Genomic DNA, 20257 nt, shown 5'->3' with positions numbered 1-20257 from the left:
CTAAATTCCAAGTCGAGGTATTGGCATGATTACAAGTTTTTTAAAGCGCCATCGCTGGCAGAGTCTGCTACCCGCAGTTTGCTTGCTGATTCTGGCCCAATCGGCGGTTGCGCAATCGGAGCTGCGTGTTTGTGCCGACCCTGACAACCTACCGTTTTCCAATCGCAAGCAAGAAGGCTTTGAGAACAAAATCGCTACATTGCTGGCTGAACAGTTACACGCCAAGTTGCGTTATACCTGGCAGCGGCAGCGGAACGGATTTATTCGTCAAACCTTGGGTGCGGAGCGATGCGATCTGGTCATGGGGGTTCCTCATGATTACGAACGGGTGTTGCCTACCGAGCCTTATTACTGGTCCGGTTATGTTTTTGTCACTGCGCGCAATCGTCATCTGAATATCACGTCGTTCGACGATCCGCTGTTGAAACAATTAAAAATCGGACTGCACGGTTTCGGTAATGACGGCTCAAACTCACCGCCGGCTAGCGCCTTGGCGCTGCGCGGTATCACGGATAACATCGTCGGTTATTCCCTGTGGGGAGATGGCATAGCCAAAAATCCGCAAGGCAGGATCATCGACGCCGTAGCCAAGGGAGAGATTGACGTAGCCGTCGTTTGGGGGCCCATCGCGGGTTATTACGCCAAACCGTATGGTCAACGCCTGGAAATTGCCCTAGCTCCTCATGATCCCAAATTGCCTGACATGCCTTTTGACTATGAGATATCGATGGGCGTCAGAAAGCAGGATCAGGCCTTTGCCGCGAAACTGGACGGTATTCTGGAACAACAGCATTACAAAATTCACGACATTTTGACGGCTTATCACGTGCCATTGATAGCGCCGATGATCGGCCAAGTTGCAGCCGATACGCTCAAATGAATGTCTCTTGAACATCCAATTACGAGGTTATCAACATGAAAGTTAGACCTATGACTATCCAACAGATGCTGGGATTTATCACCCTGGCTTCCGTTTTAAGTCTGGCGACTGCCGATCCTAGAATCATCAGTACCTACAAAGCATCCGAATCCGAAGGAAAAACCAGTACTAAAGGCGGTGGTTCCGATAGCGGTTCCGGCACAAGCGGCAGTGGTACAGGGAGCAGCAGCGGTACCGGCAGTACCAGTTCGGGAAGCACTGGTGGCTCGACGCCGGGTACGCAAACCTCTGGCAGCGGCACCGCTTACACCCTGCCCAGCAACTTTAATTTTAACTGTAACACCCGCAATGCGAACGCGGACGCCATCGAAAATGGACGCAGAGCCTATCTGAGATTGAATTGCTCGGTTTGCCATTCCGGTAACGGCCATGGCGGCACGATGGGGCCGAGTCTGGTGGGCGAAGGCGATGAAGTGGCGGAAGCCGTCAGTCAAGGCGAAGAAGGTGGAATGCCGTCATTCAAAAAGTATCTTTGCCCCAACGATCTGGCGGACTTGAAGGCTTATGTCGATTCACTAGGCAGCAAGACCTCGCCTGATTTTACCGACTGGTGGGTTCCCAATCCGCCAGCGCGCTGGGCTGATAGTCAGTAATTTTGATTTTGTTTAACGTGTGCTAAATCTTTGGATTTAGCGCATTTTCCGATGTAAAACTTTAATGAGGATATTTAGATGAAATGGGAAACACCAAGCTTCGCCGATCTACGATTTGGTTTTGAAGTAACTATGTATATCTACAACCGTTAATCAAACTCAAGCGGAGCTAACAAGATCCTGTTACTCCGCTTTATTCATTCCATTCCATGATGCCCCCTTATTGTGATGTGTCAACACTAAACCAGACACATGGTTAAGCGGCTTGATGCCGTAATTCGTCATTAACCGGAGACAGATAGCCATTGGCGGAATGCAGTCGCTCTCGGTTGTAAAACACTTCGATATATTCGAACACTGCTTGTTTGACCTGAGCGCGGGTCTGGAAAGTCTGCTGGTGAATCACTTCGGTTTTCAGGGTGTGAAAGAACTTTCCGAAACCGCGTTATCCCAACAGTTACCTTTTCGACTCATGCTTTGTCGAATGCCGTGTTGTTTAAGCAAAGCTCGATGGCTTTCTGAGGCATATTGGCTACCTCGGTCGGAATGCCAGAGCAAGCCTTTGCTGGGCTTGTGTTTCCAAATAGCCATCAAGAGTGCATCGTTGACCCACTGAGTTTTCATGTGCTCGGCCATCGACCAGCCCACGATCTGGCGAGAAAACAAGTCGATCACCACCGCCAAGTACAACCAGCCTTCCTGGGTATGGATATAAGTGATATCGCCCGCATAGACCCGGTTTGCTTGATCAACGGTAAACTGGCGATCCAAATGATTAGGCGCTATCGGTAGATCATGCTTGGAGTCGGTGGTGACTTTAAATCGGCGTTTGGTTTTACACATCAATCCAGCGTCCCTCATTAAGCGACCAATTCGCCGAGATTTTAAGTTCCACATTTTACTTCGAAGTCGAGGAACTATCCGTGTATTTCGGATATTGCCTCTTTATGAGCTGGATTGATTAATCCCCGTTGAATAGTGTCTAGACTATAAATAAAATGCGATATTGACGAGTTTTTGCGAACCCTGCGAATTTTGCGAACTGTGTTGCCTGATGAGGTTTTCAGGAGGGTTGCGCGAGTGCTAACTCTGCGCGAAGTGTGCGAACTGTGGTGTTCGTTGTGGCCTGGAAAAACGACAACTTCGGCGATTTTTAGCATAATCCTTCTTTAATGGCAGGTCCAGCTTCTACCAATCTATAAATCTTAGTCGGTATGCCCGGTGTTTCCTTGGGGCGATGAATCAGTTTAATACTAATTTTCGGCGGAGCCATGTTGAGGAGTTGCTCGAGGGCTGCGTCGATAACGGCTTTAGTTTGGTGTCTCTGAAAGCATTCCACGGTGATTTCACGACGGCTAGCCTGTCCTCTTTCTTTAAGAAATTCAACAATCCGTTCGGTTATCTGTCGAACTTGCACGATTTTCACTTCGTCGCTGGCACTATTAAAAACATATCTGGCTGATTCATTGGTATACCGAATCCAGGCCATTGCTACCTCAATATGCTCCACATCAATGTTAAGCTGGAGATCGGTTAAGGCAAACAACATGGCCATGCGCAATAGCATGGGCGCGTGCCGTTCCATCAATGATGTAACACGGTTACCCGCGCTATTATCATTAAGTTCGCCCAGATAGAATTGGGCGTAACGTCGTTGTGCCTGTGGTGTCAGGTCCATTCGTAGGAAATCATCATGCTTGGCGGTTCGGGCAAATTCAAGAATCTGCATCACCCGTAACGCCAAAGCATCTATGGTGATCTGGGGTGTTTCTTTTGGAAATGGCAATATTTCAGACCGTTCCGCCCAAATCATTAAAAACCGATTAGCCAAACCATTCGTCATTTCCCGGGATGTCATCAATGCCATCAATTCATGTGGTGTAATGGCTCCGCTGATGCAAACGTGGGGATTGCTGGCATATAGTCGGTTGGATTTGGTAGCCGGTTTCAAGCATATGCCGTCCCAGCAATCACGCAAAGCCGCCGACAGCGTGTTGCCTTTGCCCCGGCCGTGATGAAGGATATTGGAAAATTCGGACTCGATCACCCACAGCCGTTTGTCATCAATCGCCGGAATATTTTGTCCGCCTTGCCGGTAGCCGTCGTGAATCAGGGCCACCAGTCCTTCGCGACTGGACAGGCCACCGCGATGGATTTGGGGTACAAACTCTGGTTTCAGTTGTTGCACCGCCTGCGCTAGTCGAATGGTCAGTGCTAAGGCATCACCCTTGCGGCCGCGACCTGAGCGGCCAATATGCAGTACGAAAAGCCTAGCGTGATGCCAGGTATTACCAATGGGCAGATAGGGGTCACGGCCAATGGCGCAGGAAAGATAGGCCATGAAGTTGGCGGCAATCGCGTAAGGATTGGTTTCTGTGGCCGTGCTGCCAGCCCTCGCCACATCACCCACCAACCCATATAAACAGATTTCGGCGGGTTGAGGTGGATTTCGATGTATCTCCAAATCGTCATGATTAGGCGTAGCTGGAACAAAATCTTGTTCGTCATGTAATGTATTGCAAATCATGGTTTGCCCGCTCATGGCCGTACCCGACAATGTGCATTATTTATCCAGCGATACCGTCTGGATGATGTTTTCAATCTCGGCCAGTACGTCAGGCTGATGAAGCCGAAGGTAACGCGACACTTGTGGGTTATCGAGTAGTTTGGACAAATACCCTTTTGCCAGAACCAGATTTAGAATGACCTCACCATACGTTTGCTCGACCAATTTGTACTGCCCATGTAAATTAGTCATTTCTCGTTCCATTTTGCTGATTTGCTCGGGCGTTACGCCATTGATTCGCTTGGCTTTGCTGGGCTCGACCAATAAATTGTCAGGCGTCGCCATCAACAATGCCTGGGCGTAGGGCACGGTCAAATTGTTGGCTGACACCATGAGTTCCACGCATTCCAATTGTCGAATGGGTTTCATTTTCCGCAGCACCGGACTCACATAAGCCGAGAATTCCTGGTCCTTCAAGAGCTCAACTACCTCAGCGCATAAGCCATCCAGTAAATTGAGCTTTTTGTCCACGAAACTGATATCCATGTTCAACGCAATGGCGAGCCGCTCCCGGGAGACACCGTGTTCCACTGCTCGACGAATCATGTAATGTTCATGCACGGTCGAAAGGCGATTGATACGATTGTTGTAGGTATAGGATTCGTCGTCAGTGGCTATGAGACAGGGGGCATCGTCATATTCAAACTGGCGCAGCACCATCAACCGAATATGGCCATCCAGCAGAATGTGGTGCCCCGTCGCTTTATTAGCCTTGCCGATGGTCAAAGGCTCTATCAGGCCGACTTCGGCAATCGATGATTGAATTTGCTTAAACTTCCGGGAGTTCAGCAAACCCTCTGGCGTTTTTCGAGAAGGTAAAATCCGATCAAGCGGAATCACCAATTGTGACATTTCAAAACCGAGGGGTAATTCTGTCACAGCTAATGGCCTCCCGCCGATACACGCTCTGCCAGATATTTTGGCAGCGTTTCCAAGCTTTCGGCGCGCAGCAATGTTGTAAAATTTTCATCCGCGAGCAATTCTCGCAAGGCGCCGACGACGAACATCAGACGTTGTTGGGCAAATTCCGCCTTTTTGATCATCAGTTTTTGGCGGTCGACTTCCTTTTGATAACTTCTCACCAAGCTGATCGTCGTAACCTCTTTGGGCGTTTTTCGCGGGGCTGCATGTGCGATGGATCGCCCTAGACTTTGGCGTTGTAAAATAACCTTCCGCGCCTGAGTCAACTGCTTGCCTCTTAACTCACCCGATTCGTAAGCCTCCTGGAGAGCGACTTGTACATCTTTTTCGGCGTTGCCGACGTTTGCAATTTCTAGCGCGGTATTTAAAGGGATTCGTCCGCTTTCAACGGCGACAATCAACCGCTCTTCTCCTTGATCCAGTAACATCAAAATGCCTTGGACATAACAGGCGCTTAACCCCGTTTTTTTGGCAATGAGTGCCTTGTCATAACCCTGATCCCTCAATTGCTGAATGCCGGCCAATAACTCAAGCGGTCGACATTGGCGGCGGGCAATGTTTTCCGCCAGGCTCATGATGAAGGCGTCTTCATCGTCGACCTGAATGACTTGTGCTGGAATTCTGGTTTCCCCAAGTTCTTGATAGGCTTTGAGTCGCCCCTCGCCACAAATCAGCAGGAATTGATCTTGGCCATCCGCAGAGCGGCGGGGTGTCACCGTAATGGGCTTCTTGAGGCCAATGGTTTTGATGTTGTTAACGATCTCGCCAAAAACACGATGATTACGATCACGCGGGTTGAGTACCACAATCAGTTCAATGGGAATCATGTGGACACTACCTTGCCGATGTTGTTTGATCATGCCGCTCTCCGGATCCGGCTGCGTTCGGCCATGCCGTACAAGTAATCAAGGGTGTGGAACCGGTAACTTTCGAATTCAATGCTGTTGTGTTCACCGAGACTGATCTTGGGTATGCCGAAATCCAGCTTCGGCAATAAGTAGTAATCCAGAGGCGCCTGATTAGGTTGGTCCAAACGGACTACGATGGTGATATCTGGGGCCAAGCTGGTATCGAATCTGACTTTCCAGCGATAATGGCCGTTATCGAGAGTCTGGCACCGAGCCAGGACAACAGAGACTGAAAACTCGCGATTAATCAGCAGCAGATCGGTGGCCGGATCGCGCTCGACACTGCCACCGAGGTTGGCAATTTTCTGTTCGGTTTGCAAAACAATCTGCGGGTGGAGGCGGCGAAGGAACTGATTCACTTCGAGATAGCGGTAATCCCGGTCAGGGTTAAAACCGACGGTTTGGTAGGCACGGATCAGACTGCCGAAGTGGTGAACGTAGGCGGCTTTGGACGGCATGTCATCGGCTTCGTCGATGATCAGCCCGGACAGGAAGCCTCGGCGTTCGTAGAGATTGCGCAGTTTTTCGATCAGTTCGTCTTTGCTGTATCGATGTGCCCGCGCCCGAATAATGCCATGTGCCGTGTAGAACATCTCGGGAGGAACGATGGCTTCAAAAGCGCCTTCCTTCTTGATCCACATATCCGGCGAATTAACGATGCGAAGCTTTTTTAGTTTGAAGGATATGCGGTTGTAAATATTATTCCCGATGTACTTCTCGTTGCTCAGGACCTCGCGAACGGTACCGCGCGTCCAGTGACGATCCAGGTCGGTACGGACACCTCGCTCATTCAGTCGATTGGCTATTTCGGTTTCGCTGATGCCTTCATCGACGAACCATCGGTACATCTGATAGACGACCTTAATTTCATTATCCGGACCCGGCATCAGAATGACTCGATCGGTCTGTAGACTTTTATGTTCGCCTCTGGCTAGTTCGCCTTTGTGTGCGCCCGATTGATCAATCAATACCCGGCGTAATCCATAACCGGCAGGTCCGCCTTGGCGGAAGCCCATCTCTATCAGGCGGCACTGCCCCGCAAATACTTTGGTGGATAGTTCGCGACTGTATTCGCCGGCCATCGCGCGTTTGACGCCTTTGACGATGGTGGATACCGGTGAGCCGTCGTTTTCGAACTGCTCAGCGCAATAGGCGACCTGGATGCCGGCGCGGCGACAAATATATTCGTAGTAGGCGGATTCGTCGGCATCCTGAAACCGCCCCCAGCGACTAACGTCATAAACCAAGATGACTTGAAATTCCTGAGTACCGGCTTCGACATCCTTGATCAATTGCTGTAAAGCCTGTCGACCATCAATCCGTAATCCGCTTTTACCCTCGTCAGCGTAAGTTCGCACGATTACCAGGTTACGTCGGGCGGCATATTCTCGAATTTTGTCACCCTGATTTTCCGTGGAATATTGTTGGTGTTCCGTTGACATCCGCACGTATTGAGCGGCTTTAAGTGCAGGAGGATGCCTACTATCGGTTTCATTGGTATCGTCTGATTGCATAGCCCATCCCGTAAGCGCGAATTTGCATGTTGTCCTTGTTCAGCCTGATCCAAAGCCAGTCAATTCGGATCAGATGTCTCCAGTTTCAAGGACTTATTTACGTGTAACGGTAATATCAGCCATGGGTAATGTCTATCTGGTCATCTCTTTGCAATTTTCACGGAACCCGAGGAAACACAGGCATGCACCGTGATCTCTACGATCCACACGTCCATCTTTGCAATAGGGTCGTCTGACTTGCGGCTCAGCTGATAGATGCCTGGAGGTAGTGAATTAACAGGGATTGACGCATCCCTCTTTGCAATTACGCTGGCAGTCGCTTGCCGATTTCGTCCCCGTTGCAAAGCTCGATTTCGCTCGACATACTTTGGATGTGATTTGCGATATTGACGCCAATAGTCCGGATTGCGATCAATCCAGGCCTGCTGTGCGCGATTCTGGTTATCTAGATAATCAGGGTCATTTTGCATTTTGTTCCGCTGCCACTGCTTTTTACGCTGGCGCTGGCAACCGGGAGCTGAGCAATAGGATTGATGTGGGGTTTGTGGTCGAGGCAGAAATTGTTGGCCGCATGCAGGGCATTGTTTGTTCTCCATGAAACACTCCACGCAAAAATCTGTATAGAGCATGGAATTACTGCTTTTGGGTGTAAATGGGTGTATTTATGGATAATGGGTGTTATTGGGTGTAAGATTGGGCACATGATAAATTCTGACACCATCCAGATTACCCCGGAGATTCTTGGCTTAATCGCCAAAATTGATGAGTTCAAAGGCGCCTGGCGTGCATTGGGCACACTGGCGCCTGATCGCCTTTCCGCATTGCGACGAGTCGCAACGATTGAAAGCATCGGGTCATCTACCCGCATTGAAGGCAGCAAATTATCCGACCGCGATGTTGAGCGCTTGTTGTCGAATTTGCAGATCAAGACCTTTACCACACGAGACGAACAGGAAGTGGCGGGTTATGCCGAAGTCATGGATTTGGTATTTGCTTCCTGGGCGGACATCGCGCTGACCGAGAACCACATCAAGCAATTGCACCGCGACCTGCTGGTCTACAGCGAAAAGGATGCCTGGCATCGAGGTAACTACAAATCGTCCTCCAATAGCGTGGTTGCTTTTGACGAAAACGGATTGCAACTTGGCGTGGTATTCGAAACCGCTACGCCCTTTGATACCCCAAGATTAATGACCGAATTGGTCACGTGGATTCAGGAAGAACGCAGTTCAGCGCGACTGCATCCGTTGTTATTAATTGGTTTGTGGGTAGTTATTTTCCTTGAAATCCATCCCTTTCAAGATGGTAATGGCCGATTGAGTAGGGTGTTGACCACATTGCTGCTCCTACAAGCAGGTTATAGCTACGTGCCTTATAGCTCGCTGGAAAGCGTCATCGAAATGAACAAGGAAGCCTACTATCTGGCGTTAAGACAGACCCAGGGAACGATTCGAACCGAAGCGCCGAACTGGCAACCTTGGCTTTTGTTTTTCTTGCGTTCGCTTGCCGAGCAAATGCGTCGCCTCAACAAAAAAGTTGAGCGTGAAAAATTGGTTCTAGCGCCGTTGCCTGAGCTATCGCTGCAGATTGTCGAATTTACTCGAGAACACGGTCGCATGACGATGGCAGATGCCATCAGACTAACTGGAAGTAGTCGAAATACCCTGAAACAACATTTCAGGTCGCTGGTTGAGCAGAGACACCTCAATCAGCTTGGTAGTGGTCGGGGTGTTTGGTATGAGCTTCGCTGATCCAAAATGAATCTCGGTTCAATTGCGGAATCGGGAATTGAACTCCTGCCAAACTAGCCTGCATCGACCCGCAATAGCAGAGCAGACGCGGTTTGTTTCAAGTGGCGACACCACCCCAATTATCAAAGCCCAACTGGTCTCAGTTGGACTTTTTATTGCCTGTTACTGCGAGTTCATGCGGGTTTATGCACACGTAATGTGTTACTAGATTGGTTTATTTTTTGTAAGACATTGAATTTTAATGATTAAAATCAATTTATCAAAAATTATGAGATTTTGTTAGGTTTTAACCTTTAATTATGAGATTTTTTAAAGAAATGAAAATCTCATAATTTATGCAACCGGTTGATTTTTATGAAGGTCAGTTTTTCAGAAATTATGAGATCCGACAGTTGTCGATGTCAGATCTCATAATTTCTTAAATAAATCTCACAATTCTTGTACGTAATCTCAAAATTAATTAAACGCGCTACGAAATGGTCCGCATCTGGCGGACCACTTTTTTTACGCCAGAAAGATAGAGAAGCAGCTACTTAACAAGTTATTGTTGGACAAAACTCTGTACGCTTTGTCCGCGCACACGACAAGTCTCTAAGATGGAGCTACCCCAGCGTCATCAAAATAAATTCATCATGGCTTCTTTCTCGTTAAAGAGCCTGCTGATTGAATGAAAGTGTACGATTCTGATTAACAGGCTTAGCTTTCTTGCAAAGGATTACATGAAGTTCACAGAAGATACGCGCGTCAAGATTCCAACGATCCTGCATTTGGTTCGCCTCGGTTATCAATATGTATCGTTGAAAGATCAGCAATGGGATTTGGATACCAACTTATTTCCCGATCTGTTCAAAGCCGCAATCAGCAAGATCAATCCCGGCGTGGCCGATGCCGACGTTGATCGTTTGTTGGCCGATGTAAGGCTCACGCTGGACAACGACGACCTCGGTCAAGCCTTCTTCAACAAGCTTACGGATCGCTCCGGCATCAAGCTGATCGACTTTGAGCACTTCAACAAAAACAGCTTCCATGTTGTTACCGAACTGACCTACCAAAACGGCGACGAAGAGTTCCGGCCCGATATTACTTTGCTGATCAACGGCATGCCGTTGGTGTTTATCGAGGTCAAAAAACCCAACAACCGCGAAGGTATCTTGGCGGAACGAGATCGGATCAATAAACGTTTCCAAAATCCCAAGTTCAAACGCTTCGTCAACGTCACCCAATTGATGGTGTTTTCCAACAACATGGAATACGACGACGGCGATGTGCAGCCGATTCAGGGCGCGTTTTATGCCAGCCCTTCTTACCAACAGCCTCAATTCAATTATTTCCGTGAAGAAGAGGTTTTGAATCTGACGGCATTACTAACGCCTTTAGCCGATGAGACAGAACTGGCAGTCCTGAAAGACAATAACCTGGAAGTGATTCGCAGCAATCCGGAATTCATCACCAACAAAGATCCCAACCGCCCAACCAATCGGATTTGCAGCTCGTTACTGAGTCGTGAGCGACTGGCGTTTATACTGCGCTACGCCCTGACCTATGTGCATGAGACAGACGGCTTGCAAAAGCACGTCATGCGTTATCCGCAGTTATTCGCCACCAAAGCCATCGAGCGCAAATTAAACGAAGGTGTCAAAAAGGGTATCATCTGGCACACCCAAGGCAGTGGGAAAACGGCACTGGCCTTTTACAACGTGCGCTTTTTGACCGATTACTTTCAACAACGGCAAATCGTCCCAAAATTCTATTTCATCGTCGACCGAATCGATCTGCTGACGCAAGCTCACCGCGAATTCACCAGTCGAGGATTGATGGTGCATACCATCGACTCGCGTGAAGCTTTTAAAGGTACATTGACCTGGCTGTTTATCGATGCGGCTACTCGTTATTACCACCCCGATAGATTGCTTTCCGATCAGCGCCCGAGGAAAGAAAAACGATTGGCCGAATTGTTCTTGAGCGGCATTTTTCAGGGGCTGATTGAGGTTCAGGAGCTGCTTAACTTGACATTTGGGTTTGAGGAATTTCATCAGAAGGCGCCTTTGGTGGCTATGGCTGATCTAGCCAAGGAGCCTTACAAACGGATATTGAGGAGTCGCTCGGCGGGTAGCTTGCTCAGTCGCCGTGACGGCAAAAAAGAAAGTCGAATTTTAAAATTGATGCAGTCGGCTGATCTGGTTAAAACGGAAGTACTCGAAGGGTTCTTGAAAACCACCCGAACAAGTCGGCTTATCGGTGTCGAACCGGCTCTTCATAAGGAAGAGAGTCGCTTGCCTTATCTGTTCCCGACACGCCCACTCACAGCTTTAGAAATTTCTGAATTAGCTCCTGAGTGTGTTGGGCTACGCCAAGCCGATGGCAAGATTTGCCAAGAAAAACCTTCCGTTATTTGGGCCAAATATACCCAAGCGATACGAGGCGTATGGATAAAACCAACATTACTCGCAACCCTGCAAGATGGTGAGGAAGAGAAAAAACGTTCGAAGCCAGCAAAGTATTTACGAATCGGAACGGAAAAGAAGCGAAAAATTGTCGTCGCTTTGACGAACCTAAAAACCGACGACAGTGATTGGGCAGCGATGGCTTGCAATAAGTCCAATTTGTCACGGGTGCGCTATCGTCGTATTTCGGATTTGGTGAATCATGCACTTCGATTACACCCCAAGCCCGATTATCTTCTGTTTCCAGAGCTTTCGTTGCCACTGGCATGGGTCGATAGGCTTGAAACAACAAGTGGTATACGACTTGGTAAGGCTGGGGTTACTGACGTCTATCCAAGATCATCTCCCTGGTCGGCGAGTCACGCAAGCAAGTCTCGACGATTTTCAGGCCACCTATATGTCATTGGCTGAATATGCCAAGTCAGTAAATCGGGCGCCGCGATGGCTGCTACAAACTTTACAGATACAGCCGGTTTCAGGACCAATGATCGATGGCAGCCGGCAGTATTTTTTTCGTCGGTCTGAACTATATGGTGAATTGAATGGAAATGGAGCCAGTTTGATTCACACGTTGTCTCCAAAAGAAACGGAGTAGAAACCCCATGATGCCATGTAATCTTTGCAGTCCAGCCGATGAAAACGGTATACGTCAGCCCTTTGGTTCAGAGGGTCAAATGCTTCTGGGTTTAAAACAGCGTGGGAAAACGAAATACTTACCAGATGGAATGAGTTATCAACGGACATACGTTTGTCAGGATTGTGGCGCCGAATGGAAAATGATCGGTAAGCTTGGCCCAAATCCAAGTTACAAAGACATACCCATACTTGAAATCGTCAGGCGCTGAGCAGGAGAAATGCCAGAGAAAAAATCATCGTATTTTTGTAGGGTCTGCCGAGTTAGCTTACTTGCACCGCCATGGCGATAACGCGATGTATGCAACGACAATCGAGCTTCTAACTTGAAAAAATTGACGCCGCTATTGTTGAAAACGCGGTAAATCTTTGACACTCTTATGAGTATTTGCGGTTCCTAATGTACGCCGAACAATTCCTTGATGTATAAATAATCCTCAAAACCAGCGGATAAAACGAATTTTAACACCTCAGAAAAGACGGTTGTGCGTACATTAGGAACTTCTGGTATTGGAATTTATCTTAACGAGCCTTGGCATAAACAATTATGACAAACCGACTGCCCCAGAAAGCCTCCTCGACTATAACGAAGCTCCAGGATCTTGCGAAGTTGGCAAATTACTCTCTCATGGACACGCTGAACTGTGATCCTGACGCGACAAAAAACGGTGACGACCACGCACCGCGACAAGTCTTTACGGGACATTATGTCCCCGTCAAGCCGACCCCAATCATAGACCCTGAGTATGTAGCTCACAGCAAAAACTTTTTTTCCGAGCTTGGCTTTGCCGACAGCATGGCAGAGTCCTCCGATTTCGTCCGCATGTTCTCCGGCGATATCTCTCAGGTTCCAGAGCCGATGAGCAAGGTTGGTTGGGCGACTGGGTACGCACTTTCCATCTATGGCACGGAATACATTCAGCAGTGTCCGTTCCAAACTGGCAACGGGTATGGAGACGGTCGCGCAATTTCTGTGCTTGAGGCCGTCATCAACGGTCGACGCTGGGAGATGCAGCTCAAAGGTGGCGGTCGCACGCCATATTGCCGAGGCGCAGACGGTCGCGCTGTATTGCGGTCAAGTATCCGCGAGTTCTTGGCTCAGGAGCACATGTACGCACTGGGCGTGCCGACATCGCGGTCTTTGAGTTTGTACGTTTCAAAAACGGAGAAGGTAAAGCGACCATGGTACTCGGAGGGTTCGCGCTCGGAGAATCCGGACATGCTTATATCTGAGGCTGTCGCCATATCGACACGCGTCGCGCCGTCGTTCATTCGCGTCGGTCAACTTGAACTTTTCGCTCGCCGAACCCGTAAAAACGAACACCCGAAAGCGCTGGAAGAACTGGAGAAGATTGTACTGCACTTGATTGATCGTGAGTACGCTGACGTGGTCAATAAGCAACTCACAACTCCCGATAAACTGCTGTTGTTGGCGCGCGAGTTTCGTAGCCGCCTCACGTCACTGGTGGCGAACTGGATCCGTGTCGGCTTCTGCCAGGGTAATTTCAACAGCGACAACTGTGCAGTCGGTGGTTTTACACTTGATTATGGCCCCTTCGGCTTTTGCGATGTGTTTAACCCCCATTATCAGCCTTGGACGGGAGGCGGTCATCATTTCTCGTTCCTGAATCAACCAAGCGCAGCGCAACGCAATTTCGATATGTTTTGTTCGTCGTTGCGGCCGTTGCTGGCATCGCATCAGGACTATTTGCTAAAGCTCGACGAGATTCAAAGTGGATTCTCGAAAGTTATGGAAGAGCAAATGGAAAAGATGTGGGCCGCCAAGCTGGCTCTTAGTACTTTGAAAACAGCGTCTCATAAGGCACTTTGCAGCGCACTAATCAGCGAGCTAGGAACACTCATGATGCAAACGCCTGTCGATTACACTATTTTCTTCCGCGAGCTCTCGGCGGTACCCGACGACATGGGCCCACTCAAGAAAAGCTTCTACAATAACGCGGCGCATGATACTACCCCCAAAGAGATAGATAAGCGTTGGGCGGCGTGGCTCGCGAAATGGAAAACACTTCTCAGCAGTTCCAGTGAGGAAACCTCTAGGCAGATGAAGCTTGTAAACCCAAAGTACATTTTGCGAGAGTGGTTTGTTGTGCCGGCATATCAGCAAGCAGCTGTGGGAAATTATTCTCTAATTAGAGAACTTCAGGACGTGATGACGCAGCCCTATGAAGAGCAGTCGAAGGACGTGGAAGATAAATACTATAGGTTGAAACCGCCTGAGTTCTTTGAGGTGGGTGGATTGTCCCACCTTAGTTGCTCGTCGTGATTCGTTGGAATTGAAAAAGTAGTGCCACAGTAGGATTATTGAAGCATGAGCGAATATAAATGCCCCTTTTGTGCCGCTATTAATCGCTCGGACGCTGGAAAATGTAGCACCTGCCAGCAACCATTCCCGTGGGCTGAATCAGAGGCAAGAATCATCAATCTCATCAAAGAACGAGAAATTAGTCGCGTTCGCGCGACTCTTACTGTAGTTGAGGATCTATATGCTACCGTACGAGAGGGAAAACCTTTTCCAGTTTCGTCGCTCAAAGGGCTAATATTTTCATGGCTCCTACCACATGCAGTAGTCATAATTGGATCGTTGATCGGAGCATTACTTCTTTCAGTACAGACATACCTGATCTATCAGCAGATAGTCCTTCAAAAAGCACAGAACGACTTACTTATACATCAAACAACCCTGGATGTTTTCGACAAAACCTCTAGATTCAAGGAGATGTTGTCTAACTCACCAAATCCAGAAGAATGTATTCATAGACCTCGCGAAAAAATTACTCCTAAGTCCTCAAAAACCTGGATGTCACCAAATCTTGCTGCGATCCGCCAAATTGTTAGACTCTCAAGAAATGAACCAGCAACAACGATACCGGTTGTCGAAACGTTACTTGTGGATGACTCTGGAGCGGTATCATCTGGTGCATTCCTTGTTCTGGCTGAACTAAAGCGGCTAGGAATCTATGCTCCAGTTGATAAATTTGCTAATTTTTTTGGAGCGAGCTTGAAGGCGGCTCCATTTGAAGCATGGGAATTTTCTAACACGAATTTCCGCCTGGCCGATCTCTCTTCAGCTAGGATGCAGTCCGGTCATTTCGCCGGTTCTTGGTTCTCTGGTGCGAATCTTCATAATGCATATCTTTATGGATCACTTCTTACCGATACAGACCTAGACTGTACAGACTTGCGAAATGCTGATCTTAGTATGACTAATGTTGAACGAGCTAATTTCGAAGGGGCCGACCTTGATGGGGCCAATTTAAGTGGTATCAATAACTGGCAGCAGATCTCCAGTATAAAGGGTGCAAACATTCGGGGAGTAAAGAATGCGCCACCAGGATTCGAAGAATGGGCATTCGCCAACGGTGCAAAACCAGTTACCATGAGTAAGTCTGCCCAGTGGTCGGGTGAGGCGTCATGTGTTCGTCGGCTACCCTGCGAATGACAACTAAAACACGTTTACGGCAAGTTGCTGAAATGTGCGACTGAAGCAAACGGACCAACTCTAGAGATACGCCAATTGGTTGAAAGGTTTCGCGCAGTCAATCCACGTGTTTTTGGATCAGTACTACATGGGATTCACCGCGACGACAGTGATCTTGATTTATTGGTCGATGATACCCTTGTCAGTCATAAATCCACTACTATCAAAAAATACTAACGCATTGATAGGCCGGTATCGACCAATTGTGTTGAAAAAGTCGGTTTTTCATAAAATTTGGATAATTTTAATGTCATTTTTGATTTTAAGATATTGTTTTCATTGAAAATAAATTTTATGGTTTAACTTGCTTATCCAAGAAGGGTTAATAAATGCAAACTGAAATTAAGAAGTGGGGCAATAGTGCCGTGGTTCGATTGCCGGCCAGGATGCTTGCCCAATTGAAGTTGGAAGTTGGTTCATCAATTGAACTAACTGTTGACGAAACGGGTTTTCGGATTGAACGAACAACAGCAAAACCAAAGCTCAAGTTAGACGACTTGCTGGCCGAAATTACACCCGATAATCGACACGAACCAATTGAGTGGGGAACAAGCGTTGGGCGCGAAGTTGCAATGTGATGGCTGCGCACTATTTGCCTGTTGATTTCAATGGCTTTTTGCTTGCTAGTTGTAAAATGGCGTCTAATTTTCACCACAATGTTAAAGTCTGAGATCAAGCAAAAAGTGTTATAGATAAAATCCGCCTGATCAAATCTAACGTTAAACAGCTTTCACAGTGCGGCATCTAGGATAACCGCTACATCCCCAAAACTGATTGCCTTGGTTGTTTCCCGTTTTAGCGGTTCTCAATATCATCGGTTTTCCGCATTTAGGACAAGCGTTTTCAGGTTGCTGCTGCTTTTGCTCTACGATGCTCTTAACATGCCTGACATGCTCTATGTGAGTCCTGATGGACGGCTTAAGACGACCTGCTTGGATTTTGCGGCACGCTTCCGCTGCTTCGCTTTCGGTCAATAGGATTTTTTACAGTTCACGGATTAGTTTACTTTTTGCGCATCTCATAATATGAGTCACATGGTTTATTTCTCGCCAATTTGCTTCTTGATCGTGTCTTTGCTGATGGTCGAGAGGGTAATCTTCTTGATTTCCTTTGACTTCAATTCCAAGGCATTTGCCTTTTTTAGCTCGAGCAATTTCGCAATCATCAATTTATCCGACTTTAATAAAAAATCCTTGAGCGCAATCTTCCTAACCCGTACTGCATCAATACCGCCTTTAGCCTTTTCGGTATGAACTAAATCCATTCTGATAAATAATGAAAAGGCTTTATTGATTGTTGTTTTCGTGATACTGGAATCTACTTTATGACAGATGACGAAGATGGCCTCTCTTAGTGTAGCCGGATCAGAATAGACGTCCTTTACTGCAACGGCATGTTTATAAATTGTCTTAAGAATATCGGCTTTGTCAGGAAAAGCATTGTGCTTTTTCAGCAAGTTTTTATACGTATCCGCTAACGACGGATTGGTAATCTTTGGTTCAGTGGTGTTCGGATTTTTAGCTAAGTGTGCGAAGTTAATCGTACCCTTTTTCGTTAGCTTAACCCCGTCAATGGATTCTACAAAATCGGTAAAATTTTTAAAGCCGTAATGCCCTTCATCAAATTCTCGGGCTTTCTGCTTAAGGGTGTTTTTAATCTGGCAGATATTGATGGGCTCACCGGCAGATTTTAACTGTGCAGTAACCATCGAATTTGCTTGGGACTGTGTCAGCGAAGGCTTGGTTGAGTCAGTAACTTTCGAGTTGACGACAACGGGTTTTGCAACTGAAGTATCAGGGACCGTTAGCGTATCTATCACCTCGTCGGTATAGATGAATCGGCTGCAAGACGTTTTAACGCATTCACTCAGGGTTGAGTGCTGCCCAACACCAATGACCTCTTTATCCATTTCCCGTAAACGCCGAAACACCGGCGTAAAATCTGAGTCACCCGTGACCAGTACAAAGTAGTTGATGTTGGGTGTGGTTACACTTTTCTTGGACACACTGTAAGCGCTCATTTAACTACGTCTGTCATCGATAACTGAAAGAGTCGAAGATGGTGTCCACCTTCGACTAAGTGGACACCTACATGCTAGAGACAAAGAGTGCGTTATCCAGGCGGTTAGTCATCGGTCACCGCTGTGATGGCCGATGCCGCTATGATCCGATCGCTAAACAAGAGCTGGTTCAGAGTTGCTTGCAGCCGGGTGTGTCGATTGCACGCAAAGCGCTGGAGCATGGCATCAATGCTAACCTACTACGAAAGTGGATCAATCACTATCAGGCCGCTGCGCGTGACACCCAAGCCGATGAGTTAGTGCCGCCACTACCGGCTTTTGTGCCGGTGCTGACACCGGTTATTAAGTCTCAGACGTGCGAAGCGATGCTGTCCATTACCCTAGTGAACGGTGTGCAGATGACGCTCCAGGCCATTGACCTGGCTGAGCTATCACCGCTATTAAACACCTTGGCCCACTTGCCATGTTCCGCTTCGACCCGGGGTTAAAGGTTTATCTGTACCGTGAGCCGGTGGACGGCCGTAAAGCAATCAATGGTCTGGCGCTGCTGGTCGAACAGGGACTCAGCCTCAACCCGTTTGAGTCGGCGGTGTTTGTGTTTAGCAATCGCCGCCGTGATCGGATCAAGTTACTGGCCTGGGATCGCAACGGCTTCTGGTTAATGATTAAACGCCTGGAGGCTGACCGGTTCCGTTGGCCGAAGCAGGAGGCGCTGATGGTGCTGAGCGTGGAACAACTCCATTGGCTATTAGAGGGCATTGATCTGGCCGCCATGCGCCCACATTCCGCCCGAAGCTACAGCCAAATTAGCTGAGGTTTCGTCGTCAAAAACCTTGTAAAATAGGCACTTATGACGACGACTATCACGCTGACATCTGACGAATATGCGGCCTTATTGGCCGAGCGGCAGTCGTGGTTAGCTGACCAGCAGTTGGTGCATATGCTCACCCAACAACTACGTGTAGTCACCGTCGAGCGTGATCTGCTCAAGCAGCGGGTCGATGCCTTTTTACGGCAGCTGTTTGCTGCCAAATCTGAAGCCCGAGCTAATCCTGCTCAGCGCGACTTGTTCATCAACGAAGCCGAAGCGTTGGCGCCCACCGGACAGCCGGTGGCTGAAGAAAGCATTCCCGATACTGAAGTCCAGATCGCCCCCCATAGCCGCAAGAAACGCGGTCGCAAGCCGCTGGATCCTTATCTGCCTCGCGAGATTGTCCGTCATGAATTGCCAGAGTCGGAACGGGTATGCGCGCATGATGGCAGCCCATTGGTGGAAATCGGTGCCGAAATCAGTGAACAGCTGGACATCATTCCACAACAAGTGCGGGTGATACAGCATCAACGCATCAAATATGCCTGCCCCTGCTGTGATGACAGTATCCGGGTCACCCCGGCACCAGTGCGGATTATTCCGAAAGGCTTGCTCACCGAGGCGGCACTGGCCTGGGTCATTACCGGTAAATATCAGGACGGCCTGCCGTTATACCGGCAAGCCGCGCTGTTGAGCCGTTTTGGCGGTGATTTATCCCGCAGTACGCTGGCTGCGAGTGTGGTGCGCGTAGGACATGCGTTGCAACCTTTGATTAATCTGTTGCGGGATCGACTACTGGAAGCGGATGTCATTCACGGTGATGAGACCGTGGTGCAAGTGCTCAAAGAACCGGGGCGCGCAGCACAGACCAAGAGCTATTTGTGGGTGCAGATGACCGATTCTGGGCCTCCGATCCGCTTGTTCAGCTATACCCCGGGGCGTGGTCGTAGCCAGGCGCAACCCTTATACGAAGGCATCAAACCCGGCAGCGTTCTGATGAGCGATGGTTATGAGGTCTATAACGGTTTGGCTGCCGGTCACGGCCTGATTCACTTAGGGTGTTGGGCGCATGCCCGACGCTATTTCGTCGAAGCCGAAGCCGCGCAGCCCAAACCAGCCCGAGTGTCTGAGCCACTAGCGACACGCTTTATCACCGCGATTGGCCAGTTGTACGCCATTGAATCACGGACCAAAGACGCCAGTCCCGAACAACGTCTGCAATTCAGGCAAACGCACAGTCGCGAGATCCTGGCCAATATCGAAACACTGCTGCTACAACACCTGCATGGCGTGATGCCTAACAGTTTACTGGGCAAAGCACTGCATTACCTGTCAGCCCAATGGCCAAAACTGATCCGTTTTGTCGAGAACGGCCGCTGGCCGATTGATAATAACGCCTGCGAAAATGCGATTCGCCCCTTTGTGATTGGCCGTCGCAACTGGTTGTTCAGCGACACGGTGGGTGGCGCACAAGCCAGCGCCAGTCTTTATTCGCTCATCGAAACCTGCAAAGCCAATAGCATTGAGCCTTATGGTTATTTGATTGCCGTGTTCCGGCAACTGCCTTTGGCAAAAACGGCAGAAGATTTTGAAGCCCTGTTACCTTGGCAACTCACACCCTCTGTCATACGTTAATAAACTCAGTCAAGGGTGGTGT

Annotated in this window: 18 protein-coding genes and 1 pseudogene; 12 read left to right on the top strand and 7 right to left on the bottom strand. The window is 48.6% G+C overall.

The features are described from left to right. The first annotated feature begins 25 nt into the window (after nucleotides 1-25). From EBA_RS23275 to pqqA, 3 genes are all read left to right on the top strand, one after another. Complete coding sequence (locus EBA_RS23275) at nucleotides 26-880, top strand: substrate-binding domain-containing protein (protein WP_192376938.1); 855 nt, start codon at nucleotides 26-28, stop codon at nucleotides 878-880. 35 nt (nucleotides 881-915) lie between these two features. Further along, nucleotides 916-1533 carry a c-type cytochrome gene (locus EBA_RS23270; RefSeq protein WP_192376937.1) on the top strand — a complete coding sequence of 206 codons (618 nt, stop codon included), beginning with the start codon at nucleotides 916-918 and terminating at the stop codon, nucleotides 1531-1533. A 78-nt stretch (nucleotides 1534-1611) separates the two neighbouring features. Next, nucleotides 1612-1686, top strand: coding sequence for a pyrroloquinoline quinone precursor peptide PqqA (gene pqqA / locus EBA_RS24785; protein WP_192377383.1), 75 nt, complete (start codon nucleotides 1612-1614; stop codon nucleotides 1684-1686). Nucleotides 1687-1789: 103 nt separating this feature from the next. Here the strand turns inward: pqqA and EBA_RS23260 are convergent. The 5 genes and pseudogenes from EBA_RS23260 to EBA_RS23240 form a co-directional block, all read right to left on the bottom strand. Continuing rightward, nucleotides 1790-2415: pseudogene (locus EBA_RS23260) on the bottom strand (IS3 family transposase); the annotation flags it as partial. A gap of 271 nt (nucleotides 2416-2686) precedes the next feature. After that, the gene (locus tag EBA_RS23255) at nucleotides 2687-4075 is read right to left on the bottom strand and encodes a DUF3987 domain-containing protein (protein ID WP_223146730.1); all 1389 of its coding nucleotides are present in this window, start codon (nucleotides 4073-4075) and stop codon (nucleotides 2687-2689) included. A gap of 21 nt (nucleotides 4076-4096) precedes the next feature. After that, nucleotides 4097-4978 carry a plasmid partitioning protein RepB C-terminal domain-containing protein gene (locus tag EBA_RS23250; RefSeq protein WP_192376934.1) on the bottom strand — a complete coding sequence of 294 codons (882 nt, stop codon included), beginning with the start codon at nucleotides 4976-4978 and terminating at the stop codon, nucleotides 4097-4099. A gap of 2 nt (nucleotides 4979-4980) precedes the next feature. After that, complete coding sequence (locus tag EBA_RS23245; RefSeq protein WP_192376933.1) at nucleotides 4981-5880, bottom strand: plasmid partitioning protein RepB C-terminal domain-containing protein; 900 nt, start codon at nucleotides 5878-5880, stop codon at nucleotides 4981-4983. After that, on the bottom strand, nucleotides 5877-7442 hold the full coding sequence (locus tag EBA_RS23240) for a recombinase family protein (protein WP_223146729.1): 1566 nt from the start codon (nucleotides 7440-7442) through the stop codon (nucleotides 5877-5879). The genes EBA_RS23245 and EBA_RS23240 overlap by 4 nt, the downstream gene beginning before the upstream one ends. 298 nt (nucleotides 7443-7740) lie before the next feature. On the opposite strand from EBA_RS23240, the gene EBA_RS23235 reads away from it, so the two are divergent. From EBA_RS23235 to EBA_RS23210, 6 genes are all read left to right on the top strand, one after another. Further along, nucleotides 7741-8040, top strand: a complete 300-nt coding sequence (locus EBA_RS23235) for a hypothetical protein (protein ID WP_192376932.1) — start codon at nucleotides 7741-7743, stop codon at nucleotides 8038-8040. Next, nucleotides 8003-9193: a Fic family protein gene (locus EBA_RS23230; protein ID WP_223146728.1), complete on the top strand. Its 1191-nt coding sequence runs from the start codon at nucleotides 8003-8005 to the stop codon at nucleotides 9191-9193. Before EBA_RS23235 ends, EBA_RS23230 begins: the two co-directional genes overlap by 38 nt. A gap of 719 nt (nucleotides 9194-9912) precedes the next feature. Further along, nucleotides 9913-12048, top strand: a complete 2136-nt coding sequence (locus EBA_RS23225) for a type I restriction endonuclease (protein WP_223146727.1) — start codon at nucleotides 9913-9915, stop codon at nucleotides 12046-12048. Between the two features lie 850 nt (nucleotides 12049-12898). Then, nucleotides 12899-14554, top strand: coding sequence for a protein adenylyltransferase SelO (locus EBA_RS23220; RefSeq protein ID WP_223146726.1), 1656 nt, complete (start codon nucleotides 12899-12901; stop codon nucleotides 14552-14554). A 45-nt stretch (nucleotides 14555-14599) separates the two neighbouring features. Next, the gene (locus EBA_RS23215) at nucleotides 14600-15730 is read left to right on the top strand and encodes a pentapeptide repeat-containing protein (protein WP_192376930.1); all 1131 of its coding nucleotides are present in this window, start codon (nucleotides 14600-14602) and stop codon (nucleotides 15728-15730) included. Nucleotides 15731-16098: 368 nt separating this feature from the next. Beyond that, on the top strand, nucleotides 16099-16347 hold the full coding sequence (locus tag EBA_RS23210) for an AbrB/MazE/SpoVT family DNA-binding domain-containing protein (protein ID WP_192376929.1): 249 nt from the start codon (nucleotides 16099-16101) through the stop codon (nucleotides 16345-16347). 141 nt (nucleotides 16348-16488) lie between these two features. On the opposite strand, the gene EBA_RS24670 is transcribed toward EBA_RS23210, so the two are convergent. Both EBA_RS24670 and EBA_RS23200 read right to left on the bottom strand, forming a co-directional pair. Next, nucleotides 16489-16743 (bottom strand): topoisomerase DNA-binding C4 zinc finger domain-containing protein, encoded by a 255-nt coding sequence (locus EBA_RS24670; protein ID WP_225616412.1) that lies wholly within the window; start codon nucleotides 16741-16743, stop codon nucleotides 16489-16491. A 65-nt stretch (nucleotides 16744-16808) separates the two neighbouring features. Next, nucleotides 16809-17789: an NYN domain-containing protein gene (locus tag EBA_RS23200; RefSeq protein WP_192376928.1), complete on the bottom strand. Its 981-nt coding sequence runs from the start codon at nucleotides 17787-17789 to the stop codon at nucleotides 16809-16811. Nucleotides 17790-17860: 71 nt separating this feature from the next. Between EBA_RS23200 and EBA_RS23195 the strand changes: the two genes are divergently transcribed. From EBA_RS23195 to tnpC, 3 genes are read left to right on the top strand one after another with little or no spacing between them, the layout of a single operon-like run. Then, on the top strand, nucleotides 17861-18277 hold the full coding sequence (locus EBA_RS23195) for a transposase (protein WP_192373081.1): 417 nt from the start codon (nucleotides 17861-17863) through the stop codon (nucleotides 18275-18277). After that, nucleotides 18253-18603 carry an IS66 family insertion sequence element accessory protein TnpB gene (gene tnpB / locus EBA_RS23190; protein ID WP_192373083.1) on the top strand — a complete coding sequence of 117 codons (351 nt, stop codon included), beginning with the start codon at nucleotides 18253-18255 and terminating at the stop codon, nucleotides 18601-18603. The genes EBA_RS23195 and tnpB overlap by 25 nt, the downstream gene beginning before the upstream one ends. Nucleotides 18604-18639: 36 nt before the next feature. Next, on the top strand, nucleotides 18640-20235 hold the full coding sequence (gene tnpC / locus EBA_RS23185) for an IS66 family transposase (protein WP_192373085.1): 1596 nt from the start codon (nucleotides 18640-18642) through the stop codon (nucleotides 20233-20235). Nucleotides 20236-20257: the final 22 nt, after the last annotated feature.

The organism is Methylomonas albis (assembly GCF_014850955.1).
Lineage (GTDB): Bacteria > Pseudomonadota > Gammaproteobacteria > Methylococcales > Methylomonadaceae > Methylomonas > Methylomonas albis.
The sequence above is the reverse complement of the archived record's forward strand: the minus strand, read 5'-3'. Positions and strand labels throughout refer to the sequence as shown.

Excerpts from the sequence above, each read along its gene's own strand:
- EBA_RS23275 (WP_192376938.1), top strand. The coding sequence starts at position 26 with ATGATTACAAGTTTTTTAAAGCGCCATCGCTGGCAGAGTCTGCTACCC.
- EBA_RS23270 (WP_192376937.1), top strand. The coding sequence starts at position 916 with ATGAAAGTTAGACCTATGACTATCCAACAGATGCTGGGATTTATCACC.
- EBA_RS23255 (WP_223146730.1), bottom strand. The coding sequence starts at position 4,075 with ATGAGCGGGCAAACCATGATTTGCAATACATTACATGACGAACAAGAT.
- EBA_RS23245 (WP_192376933.1), bottom strand. The coding sequence starts at position 5,880 with ATGATCAAACAACATCGGCAAGGTAGTGTCCACATGATTCCCATTGAA.
- EBA_RS23240 (WP_223146729.1), bottom strand. The coding sequence starts at position 7,442 with ATGCAATCAGACGATACCAATGAAACCGATAGTAGGCATCCTCCTGCA.
- EBA_RS23225 (WP_223146727.1), top strand. The coding sequence starts at position 9,913 with ATGAAGTTCACAGAAGATACGCGCGTCAAGATTCCAACGATCCTGCAT.
- EBA_RS23220 (WP_223146726.1), top strand. The coding sequence starts at position 12,899 with ATGGACACGCTGAACTGTGATCCTGACGCGACAAAAAACGGTGACGAC.
- EBA_RS23215 (WP_192376930.1), top strand. The coding sequence starts at position 14,600 with ATGAGCGAATATAAATGCCCCTTTTGTGCCGCTATTAATCGCTCGGAC.
- EBA_RS23210 (WP_192376929.1), top strand. The coding sequence starts at position 16,099 with ATGCAAACTGAAATTAAGAAGTGGGGCAATAGTGCCGTGGTTCGATTG.
- EBA_RS23200 (WP_192376928.1), bottom strand. The coding sequence starts at position 17,789 with ATGAGCGCTTACAGTGTGTCCAAGAAAAGTGTAACCACACCCAACATC.
- EBA_RS23195 (WP_192373081.1), top strand. The coding sequence starts at position 17,861 with ATGCTAGAGACAAAGAGTGCGTTATCCAGGCGGTTAGTCATCGGTCAC.
- tnpB (WP_192373083.1), top strand. The coding sequence starts at position 18,253 with ATGTTCCGCTTCGACCCGGGGTTAAAGGTTTATCTGTACCGTGAGCCG.
- tnpC (WP_192373085.1), top strand. The coding sequence starts at position 18,640 with ATGACGACGACTATCACGCTGACATCTGACGAATATGCGGCCTTATTG.